Annotated in this window: 13 protein-coding genes; 6 read left to right on the top strand and 7 right to left on the bottom strand. The window is 39.5% G+C overall.

Annotation, left to right across the window (positions count from 1 at the left end):
* Nucleotides 1-6: 6 nt before the first annotated feature.
* The 5 genes from RMB06_RS12665 to RMB06_RS12645 form a co-directional block, all read right to left on the bottom strand.
* On the bottom strand, nt 7-963 hold the full coding sequence (locus RMB06_RS12665) for a DnaJ C-terminal domain-containing protein (RefSeq protein WP_311079725.1): 957 nt from the start codon (nt 961-963) through the stop codon (nt 7-9).
* A gap of 134 nt (nt 964-1,097) precedes the next feature.
* On the bottom strand, nt 1,098-1,709 hold the full coding sequence (locus tag RMB06_RS12660) for a LysE family translocator (RefSeq protein WP_130119394.1): 612 nt from the start codon (nt 1,707-1,709) through the stop codon (nt 1,098-1,100).
* Nucleotides 1,710-1,846: 137 nt separating this feature from the next.
* Entirely contained in the window at nt 1,847-2,722 is an 876-nt protein-coding gene (locus tag RMB06_RS12655) for an Hsp33 family molecular chaperone HslO (protein WP_002114728.1), read from the bottom strand.
* Between the two features lie 163 nt (nt 2,723-2,885).
* Complete coding sequence (locus RMB06_RS12650) at nt 2,886-4,730, bottom strand: monovalent cation:proton antiporter-2 (CPA2) family protein (protein ID WP_311079723.1); 1,845 nt, start codon at nt 4,728-4,730, stop codon at nt 2,886-2,888.
* A gap of 76 nt (nt 4,731-4,806) precedes the next feature.
* On the bottom strand, nt 4,807-7,035 hold the full coding sequence (locus RMB06_RS12645; protein ID WP_311079721.1) for a primosomal protein N': 2,229 nt from the start codon (nt 7,033-7,035) through the stop codon (nt 4,807-4,809).
* A 148-nt stretch (nt 7,036-7,183) separates the two neighbouring features.
* On the opposite strand from RMB06_RS12645, the gene gspF reads away from it, so the two are divergent.
* The 4 genes from gspF (at nt 7,184) to RMB06_RS12625 (ending at nt 10,024) form a co-directional block, all read left to right on the top strand.
* Nucleotides 7,184-8,389, top strand: a complete 1,206-nt coding sequence (gspF, locus tag RMB06_RS12640; protein ID WP_005065941.1) for a type II secretion system inner membrane protein GspF — start codon at nt 7,184-7,186, stop codon at nt 8,387-8,389.
* 23 nt (nt 8,390-8,412) lie between these two features.
* Entirely contained in the window at nt 8,413-8,928 is a 516-nt protein-coding gene (gspG, locus tag RMB06_RS12635) for a type II secretion system major pseudopilin GspG (protein ID WP_017402575.1), read from the top strand.
* 266 nt (nt 8,929-9,194) lie between these two features.
* The gene (locus tag RMB06_RS12630) at nt 9,195-9,539 is read left to right on the top strand and encodes a hypothetical protein (RefSeq protein WP_311079719.1); all 345 of its coding nucleotides are present in this window, start codon (nt 9,195-9,197) and stop codon (nt 9,537-9,539) included.
* Between the two features lie 146 nt (nt 9,540-9,685).
* A complete protein-coding gene (locus tag RMB06_RS12625; RefSeq protein WP_005804172.1) occupies nt 9,686-10,024 on the top strand; it encodes a tRNA-binding protein in 339 nt (112 codons plus the stop codon).
* Between the two features lies 1 nt (nt 10,025).
* Here the strand turns inward: RMB06_RS12625 and lnt are convergent, their stop codons facing one another.
* Together lnt and RMB06_RS12615 are read right to left on the bottom strand one after the other, a co-directional pair.
* Complete coding sequence (gene lnt, locus RMB06_RS12620; protein WP_068930422.1) at nt 10,026-11,585, bottom strand: apolipoprotein N-acyltransferase; 1,560 nt, start codon at nt 11,583-11,585, stop codon at nt 10,026-10,028.
* Nucleotides 11,582-12,421: an HlyC/CorC family transporter gene (locus RMB06_RS12615; RefSeq protein ID WP_002114976.1), complete on the bottom strand. Its 840-nt coding sequence runs from the start codon at nt 12,419-12,421 to the stop codon at nt 11,582-11,584. Before RMB06_RS12615 ends, lnt begins: the two co-directional genes overlap by 4 nt.
* Before the next feature lie 184 nt (nt 12,422-12,605).
* Here RMB06_RS12615 and tusA point away from each other — a divergent pair, with 184 nt between their 5' ends.
* The gene (gene tusA, locus RMB06_RS12610) at nt 12,606-12,863 is read left to right on the top strand and encodes a sulfurtransferase TusA (RefSeq protein ID WP_002053527.1); all 258 of its coding nucleotides are present in this window, start codon (nt 12,606-12,608) and stop codon (nt 12,861-12,863) included.
* Nucleotides 12,864-12,995: 132 nt separating this feature from the next.
* Nucleotides 12,996-13,376, top strand: a complete 381-nt coding sequence (locus tag RMB06_RS12605) for a hypothetical protein (protein ID WP_311079717.1) — start codon at nt 12,996-12,998, stop codon at nt 13,374-13,376.
* Nucleotides 13,377-13,379: the final 3 nt, after the last annotated feature.

Below are 13,379 nucleotides of genomic sequence, written 5' to 3'. Positions count from 1 at the left end.
TGCTCCCTAATGAGATGAACGAGGTTCGAATGAAGCAAATGCTTCTGCCAGTTGCTGATACGCTTCTTTTTCTTTTTCAGAATTTGCAGGCGGGAATACAATATTTAAAATTAAATACAGATGGCCTGGCGTTTTATTTGGTATCCCTTTGTCTTTTAAACGTAGCTGTTGTCCTTGTTTTGCATTTTTAGGTAAATTTACATGTAAAGATCCTGCTGGTGTTTTCACTTCAATACCTTGGCCTAATGCTGCTTCCCATGGAGTTACATCTACAGTCAGATATACGTCACTGCCTTCGACATGAACACGGTCTGTATCTTTATACTGGATTTCAATATAAAGATCGCCGTTAGCACCACCATTAATCCCACTTTGGCCTTGTCCAGTTAAGCGGATTTGCTGACCTTCTTTCATGCCTTTTGGTATTTTTACCTGTAAGGTTTTGCGTTGAACTTCAGGCTCACCATAAGCATTCATGGTTGGAATTTGCAGAGTAATTTGCTGGGTTGAACCATGATAGGCAATATCAAGATCAACCTCTATGCTGGCATGTTGATCTTCACCGCGATAACTACGTTGTTGTCTTTGATATTGTTGTTGGCCACCGCCAAAGCCTGCACCAAAGCGACCAAATAAATCTTCAAAACCGCTAAAGTCTGCTTGTTCACCGCCTGTAAAACCTTGACGATAAAACTGTGCTCCATCAAAGCCCCCTTGTGCAGCACCTTGACCAAAGTTATTAAAACCTTGAGGATGATCTAACATTTGGTCATATTCAGCTTTTTTATCTGCGTTGCTTAATGTGTCATAGGCAACATTAATGGCCTGCATTTTTTCTTCTGCATCTTTTTCTTTGCTGATGTCGGGATGATATTTACGGGCTAATTTTCGATAAGCTTTTTTAATTTCATCAGCAGAGGCTTTGCGTGTAACCCCTAATTCTTCATAATAATTTTTTGCCATAATGTTTTATCACGATGGTGTTGTTTATTTCATTATGAAACGATTTTTAGAGTTTTCAATAAGCTAGATTGTATAAGAGTTGTTCTATTACGAAATAAAGAGGTATAGAAAAATTAGACTATACCTCTAATGAATTAGATGAAACTCTGATATAAGCCGTACAGAGCAATAAGTAGAAGTAATAAACCGCAGAGGCCTAATATTTTTGGATATAAATGACTATTAGAAAGGCGGCGGAAAAAGATATAAACCAAAGATAGTGTGAGGAAGTCTAAAACAATCCATGTCAGCGTAAGTAAGGTTAAACTTAAATTTAATTGAGGGGTAATAGAGACGAATTGCGGAAAGAAAGCCGAGAAAAATATAATATCTTTTGGGTTTGAAATACCGACAAGAAAACCTTTTTTAAAACCACCATTTTGTGCTGAAACTGTTTGTATCGCTTCTGGGTGAGGAGCCTGAATAACTTCTTTGAGAATACTAAAACCCAAATAACCAATATATAGGCAGCCTAAAATACGAATGATATTGAGGTAACTATCATTAACACTTAGTACTCCTTTTAAAACCAGTACTGAAGTAAAAATTAAAACAAGGGATGCTAGGTTTGTACCAAAAATGGTTTCTAGTGCTTTTTTATAGCCCCCTTTAAGTCCAGCGCTTGCAACTAAAATCATGACAGGGCCAGGGGTCGCAATCATGATAACTACACTAAAAATAAAGAGAAAATAATCAAAATAATTCATGGTATTTAGGTATCTTATTTATTAGGCTATAAAGTAGCCTTATATTATCCTATTTAAATTAACATGTTGAAAATTATCATCAAAAAATACAGGTAAATAAAAAGGCGGTATAACCGCCTTTTTATAAAGTTAAAATATTAACTTAAATGTTCACCAAATAACGCTAAAGCTTCTTCAGCGGTAAAGGTATATTGCGTATTACAGAACTGACAGTCCATACGAATTGGGTTCTGCTGTTCTAGAGTTTCATGAACAGCGTCTACACCAATTTGAATCAGGGCATTTGCACAGCGTTCTTTTGAACATGTACAGCCAAATTTTAATGCTTCAATTTCTGGTAAACGAACTTCTTCTTCGTTATATAAACGATATAAGATTTCATTTGCATCTAAATTGGTAAGCTCTTCAGCTTTTAATGTTTCGGTCAACATCGTCAAACGTGGCCATAAATCTTCATCGACCAAGTTTTGCTCTTCTTCATCATGACGTGGTAAGAGTTGAATCAGTAAACCGCCAGAACGCTTATCTGTACTTGCTAACACAATACGAGTTGGAATTTGTGCAGATAAATCATAGTATTGCATCAAGCAACCCGCTAAAGTCACTTGATCAAGCGGCACGATCCCTTGATAACGTTCGCCAAATTCCGGTTCAATGTTAATAAATAAAACTGGATTAACTAAAGCGCCAAGAACTGTACTACTGTCTGTTGCTTCAACAAAGCGAGGGTCGGTTTCATAGTCCGCTAAAGCACGAACCTCTCCTAAATGGTTACATTCAGCCATCGCCCATTTGAAGGTGCCGCTAGCCTGGATTTGCAAGCTGATACGGCCTTTGATTTTTAGTGTACTTGCAAGTAATGCAGTCGCACTCAACATTTCACCTAGCAGAATTTTAACCGCAGGCATATAGTCACGTTGAGCTAAGATAGTTTGTAGGGCTTCTTCTAGATGAACTACTTCTCCACGTACTGGAAAGTTCTCTATATAAAAGCGTTGGCGTAAATCAGACATAATATTCTCCAGGGCCCTAAGCAGAGTATAACTATTTCGTTTTAATCAAGCTCAGGAAATGCAGCTAAGCCGCAAGCCGGACAGGGGCAGCTTTGTGCCCATTGTCCAATTATTTAGGCAATGTGAATAAGTCCTTAATATAGCCATTTTCTGAAATCTCAAGTTATTCTAGATGATCTCTTGTAATGTCGATGCGATTTGGTTGTAAATGACGCTTTAAATTAACATCATGTTTTGATGTAGCCTGTTGCTGCGCATCACTTTCAAACAAATGTTCAAGCTCGGCTAAGGCATTACGATGTGTTTCAAAAATCTTCTGTTCATCAGTATAAATACTTTGCTGCTGTATGAGCAATTTCTCATCATAATCCCGAAAGATTTCGATATTGTTATAGGCTTGTTCATCAGAGATTCCGAGTTCTCTTAAAGCGCGATAAGCCATACCTAATGAAGATAAATACGTTTCACGCCAAATGTATTCAACACCTAAATCTCTTAAAAGATGGACATGGTGGCGGTCACGAGCACGAGCCAACAGCTTTAAGTTTGGATAATTTAATTTAAGATGACGCGCGACATTCATAGAGTCTTCAACATCATCAATCGCTAAAATAAATACTTTAGCTTTTTCAATACCGGCAGAACGCAGTAAATCGGGCTGGGTTACATCGCCATAATAGAGCTTGCCGCCGTAGCGACGAACAAAGTCCACTTGATGAAGATTGTTGTCGATTGCAGTAAAGCCTAAATGCTGTAGGCGGGCAATACGCGCGATGATTTGTCCAAATCGACCAAAGCCAGCAATGATAATCGGATTATCCTGCTGTGGAATTTCATCATACTCAGGTGGACGTTCTTTATTAAACAGGGGAATGATCTGAGTTGCCATAATCCAGTAAATTACTGGAGTAAGTACCATCGACAACGTTACGATCAGCGTCACTGGTTCTAATATAGCTTGAGTTAAAACCTTCTCACTTTTTGCAAGACTCAAAATCACAAAAGCAAATTCTCCGCCTTGTGCCAAGCAAGTACCTAAAAGCAAGCTGTTATTCCAACTGTATTTTTTATAGCGGGCGATGGCGGTCAATATCAGCGTTTTGATGAGCAATAAGCCGACTGCACCACCAATAATAAGCAAAGGCATTTCAATGAGCAGTGACAGCTGTGTAGTCATGCCGACGGTCATAAAGAATAAGCCAAGCAATAAACCTTTAAACGGTGCAATACTCGCTTCAACTTCATGGCGAAATTCTGAATCTGCTAATAATACACCTGTAAGGAATGCACCTAATGTGGTGCTAATTCCTAAAGTATCCATAAGCAAGACAACAGCAAGAATAATAAATAATCCTACTGCTGTAATAAGTTCAGTCGCTCCACTTTTGGCAACAAAGCGGAAGAATGGACGCATCACATAGCGACTAAACAGAAACAGACCCGTAAAGGTTGCAATGATAGCCGCAAAATAAGCCACCCCATGATGGGTTGATTCTGTTCCTGCCAATAATGGAATGATGGCAAGTAAGGGAATAGCCGCTATATCTTGGAAAAGTAAAATGGAAAAAGACTGCTGACCATAAGTCGTATTGAGTTGCTGCTTTTCGGTCAGAAGTTGTAATACAAAAGCGGTAGAAGAAAGCGCAAGGGCAAAACCAATGACAAAGCTGACAGAAAGCTGCTGTTGAAAGAGTAATAGTACGATCAGCATAAGAATAGCCCCACTAATGAGGACTTGCAGACTTCCCATTACAAAAATAGAGTCACGCATTTCCCATAAACGTTGTGGGCGCAACTCTAAACCAATCAGGAACATTAATAAGATAACGCCAAATTCGGCAAGTTCCATAATCGCTTCAGGGTCATGTGCAATATTTAAAACACTAGGACCTAGAAGTATTCCTGTAAATAAATAGCCTAAAACTGTTGCTATCCCTAGGCGTTTGCCAAGAGGGACTAAAATCAGAGAAGCTCCAAGAAAAATTGTTGCTTGCAGTAAGAATGACATTCATTGCCTCGAATGTATTAGTCTCTTTTAAGTGTAAAGCCAAAAAGACTTCTTCACACCATGATATTCAAGCCATCTAATTAAATTCTTGCGGATCAACATCAATTGATAATCTGAGTTGATGCTGGCGCGGCGCATGAACCAATTGTGACCACCATTGCCTTAAGTAAAAATGTAGGCGAGCACGGTCAGCAGATAAAATCACCATGTGGGCGCGGTAGCGCCCAGCTTTACGTTCCATCGGTGCTGGAATCGGACCCCAAATATCAACAATTTCACCTGCAATTTGGCGTAATTGTTCCGCCGCTTCATTTAAAAAATGTAAGGTATAGTCACGATCTTTAGATTCTGCACGTATCAGTACTGCATAACGATAAGGTGGCAGCAATGCGACTTTACGTTCCGCAAGAGTTTGTTTGGCAACCGCCCGATAATCTTTTTCGATGAGCGTGGTGAGTAAAGGGTGATCTGGTCTTAGGGTTTGTAAATAAACATGGCCTTTATGTTCACCACGACCTGCACGACCAGCGACTTGTACAATCAGCTGCGCCGTACGCTCTGGCGCACGGATGTCGACACTAAGTAACCCAGCATCAATATCTAAAATGGCAACTAAAGTGACGTGTGGAAAATGATGGCCTTTTGCCAACATTTGAGTGCCCAGCAAAATTGTTGGTTTGTTTTGATGAATACGGTCATAGATTTTTTGCCAGCTACCGACACGACTGGTGCTGTCACGGTCAACCCGAATCACATCATAGTCTGGAAATAGTTCTTGTAAGTGCTCTTCAACCTTAGCTGTTCCAGCACCTAGGGTTTTTAGGCTTTTTTGCTGGCATTCAGGGCAGTGATCGGGTAAGCGATGAACAGTACCGCAGTGGTGGCAGTGTAAATAAGAATAAGGCTGAGTGTGCAACGTAAAATGTGCATCACAATGTGGACAATTTGCTTGCCACCCACAACTTTCACAGACCAGTACAGGTGCATAGCCACGACGGTTTAAAAAGATTAAAACCTGTTCTTTTCTAGCTAGGGTATTGTTAATCTGTTCTATTAAAGGCTGGCTAATTCCATGCTGTTTTTTGACAATTTTAAGGTCAATCAAATGCATTTTAGGTAAAAGCGCATGGCCTGCACGTTGATTAAGTTGCAGTGAAGTTAATTTACCAGTTTCGACCAAATAATAACTATCTATGCTCGGTGTTGCTGAACCTAAAATAACAGGGCAATTTTGCAAGTGGCCTCGGTACAATGCGACATCACGTGCATGGTAGCGGAAGCCTTCTTGCTGTTTATAAGACAGGTCATGCTCTTCATCTAAAATGATGAGACCTAAACGTGGCAGCGGCGTATAAATGGCTGAGCGTGTTCCTAAAATAATAGATGCTTTGCCCGTCTGAGCCTGTTGCCATGCCTGCAAGCGTTTGGAGTCATTTAAGCCAGAGTGTAATAGAGCAATATCACAGTTAAAACGCGATTTAAAACGAGAAATCGTTTGAGGGGTTAAACCAATTTCTGGGACTAACACCAGTACTTGTTTACCTTGCTTTAGCACTTCGTGCATGATGTGCAGATAAACTTCAGTTTTACCACTTCCTGTTAAACCATCTAATAAAAAGGCTTGGTATTGATGCTGTGCGTTTACGACGTGCTGGGTTGCTTTCTTTTGGTCTTCATTTAGCGTGAGCGGCATTTGTGCCAATTGAACAGGCGATGGGCTAAAGTCGTGCGGTTCAAGCGTACAGTCAACCAGTCCTTTCTTTTGAAGTGCTTTAAGCGTAGCCGTTTCTACACCACTTAAATTAAGAATATTCTCTGTAGTTCCGGCAGGGTGTAATTTTAAAATTTGATACGCGTCTTGTTGCTTAACAGAGCGTTTAAGAAGTGCTTCAACATTATCACATGGTGTGATTTTCCAAAGATGGAACAAAACATCCATCGGTTTGCCCTGACGCAATAACGCGGGTAGGGCAGTTTGCATGACCTCACCAATTGGAAATTGGTAATATTGCGCGGACCATGTCAATAAACTTAAAACTTGTTCATCTAAAATTGGTTCTTCATCTAAAAGGTCAGAAATGGCTTTAAGCTGAAAGGTGCCTGTAAATGATTCACTTGGATCAACTTTTTCAGTAATGATGCCAATCAGGTTTTGGCGCCCAAATGAAATAGCGACGCGTGAGCCTACATGAGCCCGTTCATATTGTGCTTGGGTGAGTGTATAGTCAAAAGTGTCGTACAGATGTACAGGTACGGCTACACGCACACGATAAACAACTGAATCAGGCTTTGGCGTTATGGTCATAGAGGCTCATTTCGTCAATTTTAAAAAACGGCATAGCGTCGTGAAGAGGACTTGGGTATTCTACACAGGCTATAGAATGAATATGAATGATTGCGTAGCATAGATGCAACAGCAGCGACTATTATTTTTGGAAAATTAGAACATTACCATGCCTGCATATCAATTTACTGCCATTGATGCTTCAGGGAAGCAGCAAAAAGGGGTGCTTGAGGGAGACTCAGCGCGCCAGATTCGCCAACAATTACGCGATAAAGCATGGACACCAATTAGTGTTGACCCTGTTGAACAAAAAGATAAACATCAGAGTCAGGGATTATTCCAAAAAAAGTTCAGTGCTTACGATTTGGCACTCATGACCAGACAACTTTCGGTCTTGGTTGCTGCTGCTATTCCACTTGAAGAAGCTTTGCGCGCCGTGAGTAGGCAAAGTGAAAAAACACATGTGCAAAATCTTTTATTATCTGTGCGTTCTCGAGTCTTAGAAGGCCATTCACTCGCACAAGGTATGCAGCAATCTGGACGGTTTCCTGACCTTTATATTGCAACGGTGGCTGCTGGCGAGCGCTCGGGACATTTAGATCTCATTTTAGATCAGCTATCAGACTACACCGAGAACCGGTTTGCCATGCAAAAGAAAGTTCAGGGCGCCATGATTTATCCAATCATTTTAATGCTGATGTCTTTCGGTATTGTGATGGGTTTAATGACTTATGTTGTGCCAGAGATTGTAAAAACTTTTGATCAAAATAAAGATGCTTTACCGTGGATTACAGTCGCTTTAATGAAAGCCAGCGATTTTATTCGACATGCGTGGGTGTTTATTATTCTTTTTGCGGTGGTAGGTGTTATCGCATTCGTTCGGTTTTTAAAAACCACTGCTGGACATTATGCTTTTGATCGATTAACACTCAAATTGCCATTATTCGGTAAACTGTCACGTGGTATTAATGCTGCACGATTTGCCAGTACCTTATCTATTTTGACCCGTTCAGGTGTCCCTTTGGTGGATGCCCTAAAAATTGGTGCTGCTGTGACCAACAACTGGGTCATCCGAGATTCAATTGCCCACGCAGCTGAGCGTGTGACCGAGGGCGGTAACTTGGGTACGCAACTGGAGCGCAGTGGTTATTTCCCACCAATGATGGTACAAATGATTCGAAGTGGAGAGGCATCAGGCGAGCTTGACAGAATGTTAGAACGAGCATCGACCATGCAAGACCGTGAGGTGACGACATTTATTTCAACCTTACTGGCATTACTTGAACCGCTTATGCTGGTTTTAATGGCAAGCATTGTACTGGTTATTGTAATCGCGGTTATGCTGCCAATTGTAAATATGAACAATATGATTTAATAACTTTGATATTAGAGATAATGATGAAGATGGTCATGAAACAAAAAGAGCACGTTAAGGATGCTCAAAAAAACTCAAGCGTAGCTTTCGGACTTGCGGCACGTTCGAGCGGTGCTCGAATGAAGCGTGCCTCAGGCTTTACCCTCATTGAAGTCATGGTCGTGATTGTAATTTTAGGTGTGTTAGCAGCTTTAATCGTACCAAATGTCATGGGGCGTAGTGAAAAAGCTAAAATTGATACGACTCAAATTGCATTAAAGGGTGTGGCGGGTGCTTTAGATCAGTACAAGCTAGATAATGGCCATTTCCCAACCATGCAGGAAGGTGGGCTAGATGCTTTGGTTAACCAGCCAGCTACAGCGAAAAACTGGATGCCAGGTGGCTATGTAAAAGGTGGTTATCCTAAAGATAGTTGGAAAAACGATATTCAATATGTCATTCCTGGGGCAGATGGTCGAGCTTTTGACTTGTACTCATTTGGAGCGGATGGCAAAGAAGGCGGTGAAGGTAATGATGCAGATATTTATTATCAACCTTAATTAAAATGTAATGGAGATTATCAATTCAGTTAAACGGTTAAAATGATAATACGAATTGATAATCTCTCTCAATCAGAAAAATATAATAAATAATTGAAAATTATAAACTAAAATTAATATTGATATTTGAGATTTATAATAAGAATTATTCCCATATTTAATAGTTACAAGAAAGTTAAAATATAGAGAAAAATAAGCTATATATTTAAATGAAAGCTTTGCATAATAAATAAAAAGCACTTTATTCAATTAAAAGGAGAGATTAAATGAAAGCATTTCTCATAGTAGATGAACTGACTCAGTTTCATTGGGTAATGCTCAAATCTGTCCTATTGATTTTGGGTTTATTGCCGATTGCTGAAGTTTCATTAAAGTTATGGCTGAGTACAGAGGGAAGTAGCCAAATCATGATTGGTTTCTTCGCGTTAAGTATTGCGAGTGCATGGTTAATGGTGAGCTTCTTTGCTGCATTAAAAGCGAGCGTGTGGCAAGCTAAACAAATATCTACTCAATATGAGCAATTCCTTTTTAAAGCTTATCGTTATGTACCTATGGTCTTTTTATCGAGTTTAGTTGCATATTTATCTCTGCAATTATCAATCGCTTTTTAATAATATTTTAAAACCAAATTTTTAGATAAAACGTAGACTCAACATCTACGTTTTATTTTTTAACTGGACTTAAAAAACAGGGTGTTTCTTCATTTGTACATATTATATGCTTCAAATCAGCAATTTAAGAAAATGAGAAATATGAAATGGAACAAATCGAGTGGAATGATTTTTTAAAAGTAGAGCTTCGTGTTGGTAAAATTATTCAAGCTGAGGTTTTTGAAAAAGCGCGTAAACCTGCTTATATTTTACATATAGATTTTGGTGAAGAATTGGGTGTGCGTAAATCAAGTGCGCAGATTACCAAGCTTTATCAGCCACAAGATTTGGTGGGTAAATTAGTTGTTGCCGTAGTGAATTTCCCTAAAAAACAAATCGGACCTATCCAGTCGGAATGTTTAGTGACAGGGTTTCATAATGCAGATGGTGATGTCGCACTTTGTATCCCAGAGTTTGAAGTGCCTCTGGGTACAAAGTTGTTGTAAATTAGCGACGAGATTTAAAAGAAACGTCAACTTTACGCGGACGATAAACCCAACCTAAAATCAGCAGTAAGACTGCAAATCCTAAAATTGGATAATCACCTAAACGGTTATAAAGAGTTTGGCCTTGCATGGCTGGTAAATCACCTCTCAAGACAAACTCTTTATCGATAGGTGCTTGTTCAGTGATATGACCATTTTGATCAATAAACGCTGTTACACCTGTGTTGGTTGCACGAATAAACCAGCGGCCATTTTCTTTCGCCCGCATCTGCACCATTTGTAAATGTTGCCAAGGCCCAGCAGTACCCGTAAACCAAGCATCATTCGATACAGTCACCAAGAAGTCGCTATCTTCTGCATTACGTCTTGTCAGGTTTGGGTAAGCCACTTCATAACAAATTGCAGCAGCAAGTGCATGCCCTTTAATTAAGAGGGGCTTCTGGTCACTCTCACCACGTGTAAAACCGCTCATGCTGATATCATTTTGCATGGCTGGTAACACCCAAGAGAGTAAACCTGAAAGAGGGATGTATTCACCAAATGGAACAAGACGCTGCTTTTTATAGAGTCCACTTGAATCACTGCCAGAAGCCATAATACTGTTGTAATACAGTGGGCTACCAACTTGATGTGATTTCGCAACATCCCAGTAGGGAATTCCGGTTACCCAAGCTGTATGGTTCTTTTTCGCTTGTGCATCCATTGCATCCAAAAACGGTTCAATGTCGGTTTGGAAGAGCGGAATTGAAGACTCAGGCCATACAATCAGGTCACGGCCCCATTCAGATTGTGTCAAGCCAGCATAAATTTCTAATGTTCTAACTTGATATTCAGTCAGCCATTTTAAATCTTGTGGAATATTACCTTGAATGAGTGAAACGCTAAGTGGTTTAGCAGTTTTAGGTTTTACAAACTGTATATATGATGCTCCCCATGCACCCAAAACCAATAGGGCAGAAGGGATAACCCAAAAAATACGTTTACGAAGAACTTCGACTAAGGCACATGCTAATACAATGACGACGAAGGAAATTGCATAAATACCAAATAGCGGTGCATAACCATCGAGTAAGCGTTCAGTAAAAGCGTAACCTACAAATAACCATGGGAAACCTGTAAATACCCAAGTTTTTGCCCATTCGAAAACAATCCAGAGCGGGGCAAAAGTAAGTGGTGTTTCAGGGAAGAATCGTCGGTAAACCCATGTCTGAAATGCCGTAAATAGACCCATCACAAGGGCCATAATAGCAATCATACATACGCTTAGAAACGCATTGGTATCGCCATATACATGGATGGAAGTGTAGAGCCAGAAAGCGCCTACAAACCATAAGCCAAAGCCATAGCTCCAACCAATCGCAAAGGCTTGTTTAGCTGAGCGCTTATGTAATGTTGCATAGAGTAGGGCTGGAGATAAAATTGCCAACCACCACCAATAATAAGGTGCCAGTGAAAAACTGAACACGGCACCTGAAAATAAAGCAATGAGTAAAGGAAAAATTAAAGGAAGCTGTTTTTGTTGTTGCGAAGAATCTAACAGCTTTTCAAAGTATGCTCTCATTGACGTACAGCTCGAATCAGATGAATAGTGCGGGCATCTGCTTCAACGATTGTAAATAACCAATTTCCAAGCTCAACAGTTTGACCTTGTAAATCACTTACCAGACCAATCTCTTGAAGCAATAAACCGCCGACAGTTTCTACTTCATCGTCAGAAAAATCAGCATCTAAAACAGTATTGAAATGTTCGATTGGTGTAAGTGCTTGCACCATCCACGCATTTGCTACCGTATGGTCATTGTCAGGAACAATGTACTGAGCATCTTCATCGACCGTGTCGTGCTCATCTTCAATTTCGCCAACGATCTCTTCAAGAATATCTTCGAGCGTAACAAGACCGGCTGTTGAGCCATATTCATCAATCACAATCGCAATGTGAGTCTGAGTATGTTTCAACATGCGTAGAACCTGATCGGAACGCGCACTTTCTGGAACAAATAACGGTTGACGCATAAGAACTCGAATATCAACTTTGGTATTCGGTTCAGTTAGAAACGGCAACAAATCTTTTGCGAGCAAAATCCCGACAACATTGTCTGGCTGATCGGCAGAGAAGACTGGAAAGCGTGAGTGAGCAGACTCAACCAGTACATCAAGAATATCAAGTAATTGATCATCTTCTTGTAAACTGATCATTGCTGTTCGTGGCGTCATGACTTCACGAATTTTTGTAGCTGGAAGGTCAAGAACGCCTTCAAGCATAGCAACAGTATCTGGTTCTAAAAAGCGGCGTGAATTTTGGACTAATTTTAATAATTCATCACGGGTTTCTGGCGCTGTACCTAACCATTTTCGTAAGCCTCGCATTCCCCACGACGGACTTGGTTCCTCTTGCATGATCTTTCCTAAAGACTCAATGTATCAAATGAATACACAGATCATACCGAAGAAAAGATGCTTATGCATCTATAAAACAAGCTAAAAGACAAAACGTATATTGTTATGTAAAAGCCAGTTACAGTTAACAGCTCAGTAATTTGTTTATGCTAAAATGTGAAAATTCTATTTGTTCGAGTTTGTTATGTCAGAGCAACCCATTTCACCTACTGTACAACTCAATACGCGTGGTTTACGTTGTCCGGAACCTGTCATGATGTTGCATCAAGCCATCCGCAAATCTAAGTCTGGGGATGTGGTTGAAGTCTTCGCAACAGATAATTCGACCTCGTGGGATATTCCTAAGTTTTGTATGCATTTAGGACATGAGTTGTTGTTGCAAGAAGAACGCTTAGATGAAAATGGTCATAAAGAATTTCATTACTTAGTGAAGAAAGGTTAATAGAATAATAAGGCTTCTAATAAAGATGATTAGAAGCCATGAGTAATTCAACTTTAATTTGAAATGATAATTTTTTACAAATAAGAATCGTTATATAATTTATAAAATTAAGTATATAAATGACGTATAAAAATGAATGATTATTTTGTGAAAAGAAGCTTATTAATCTGTCTTTGGTTTTTTACTATTGCTGGTTTATTACATTTAGAGATCTCTTGGCTGTCTGAAACTGTTGCTATCATTATTAAATCTATTCTTATTATTTTAGGTTCAATTCTACTCGGTTATAGAAATACATATTTTGCTCCTGAACCAAAGATAAAGATGAGTTTGATCTTGCATACAAGGTTTCTCGGGCTGATGTTAATTCTTGATTTATTATTTGGTAAATCGGTTTGGTACTACGATTTAGCGCGGAACTTTGGTTTTCTTGGCTTATTTTTATTAGGCACATTTATTTTCTATAAAAAGAATTTTAATTTAAACGTAGCAAAAATACCGCCTTTTCAATAAGTG

The sequence above is a fragment of the Acinetobacter sp. V104_13 genome (genome assembly GCF_031798995.1).
Classification (GTDB): domain Bacteria; phylum Pseudomonadota; class Gammaproteobacteria; order Pseudomonadales; family Moraxellaceae; genus Acinetobacter; species Acinetobacter pittii.
Note: the sequence above shows the minus strand (reverse complement) of the source record. Positions and strands in the feature narration are given on the sequence as shown.

What these genes read in the sequence shown, in the direction of transcription:
- lnt (WP_068930422.1), bottom strand. Translation starts at nt 11,585, where the DNA reads ATGAGAGCATACTTTGAAAAGCTGTTAGATTCTTCGCAACAACAAAAA.
- RMB06_RS12625 (WP_005804172.1), top strand. Translation starts at nt 9,686, where the DNA reads ATGGAACAAATCGAGTGGAATGATTTTTTAAAAGTAGAGCTTCGTGTT.
- gspF (WP_005065941.1), top strand. Translation starts at nt 7,184, where the DNA reads ATGCCTGCATATCAATTTACTGCCATTGATGCTTCAGGGAAGCAGCAA.
- RMB06_RS12605 (WP_311079717.1), top strand. Translation starts at nt 12,996, where the DNA reads ATGAATGATTATTTTGTGAAAAGAAGCTTATTAATCTGTCTTTGGTTT.
- RMB06_RS12655 (WP_002114728.1), bottom strand. Translation starts at nt 2,722, where the DNA reads ATGTCTGATTTACGCCAACGCTTTTATATAGAGAACTTTCCAGTACGT.
- RMB06_RS12665 (WP_311079725.1), bottom strand. Translation starts at nt 963, where the DNA reads ATGGCAAAAAATTATTATGAAGAATTAGGGGTTACACGCAAAGCCTCT.
- RMB06_RS12615 (WP_002114976.1), bottom strand. Translation starts at nt 12,421, where the DNA reads ATGCAAGAGGAACCAAGTCCGTCGTGGGGAATGCGAGGCTTACGAAAA.
- gspG (WP_017402575.1), top strand. Translation starts at nt 8,413, where the DNA reads ATGAAGATGGTCATGAAACAAAAAGAGCACGTTAAGGATGCTCAAAAA.
- RMB06_RS12645 (WP_311079721.1), bottom strand. Translation starts at nt 7,035, where the DNA reads ATGACCATAACGCCAAAGCCTGATTCAGTTGTTTATCGTGTGCGTGTA.
- RMB06_RS12660 (WP_130119394.1), bottom strand. Translation starts at nt 1,709, where the DNA reads ATGAATTATTTTGATTATTTTCTCTTTATTTTTAGTGTAGTTATCATG.
- RMB06_RS12650 (WP_311079723.1), bottom strand. Translation starts at nt 4,730, where the DNA reads ATGTCATTCTTACTGCAAGCAACAATTTTTCTTGGAGCTTCTCTGATT.
- RMB06_RS12630 (WP_311079719.1), top strand. Translation starts at nt 9,195, where the DNA reads ATGAAAGCATTTCTCATAGTAGATGAACTGACTCAGTTTCATTGGGTA.
- tusA (WP_002053527.1), top strand. Translation starts at nt 12,606, where the DNA reads ATGTCAGAGCAACCCATTTCACCTACTGTACAACTCAATACGCGTGGT.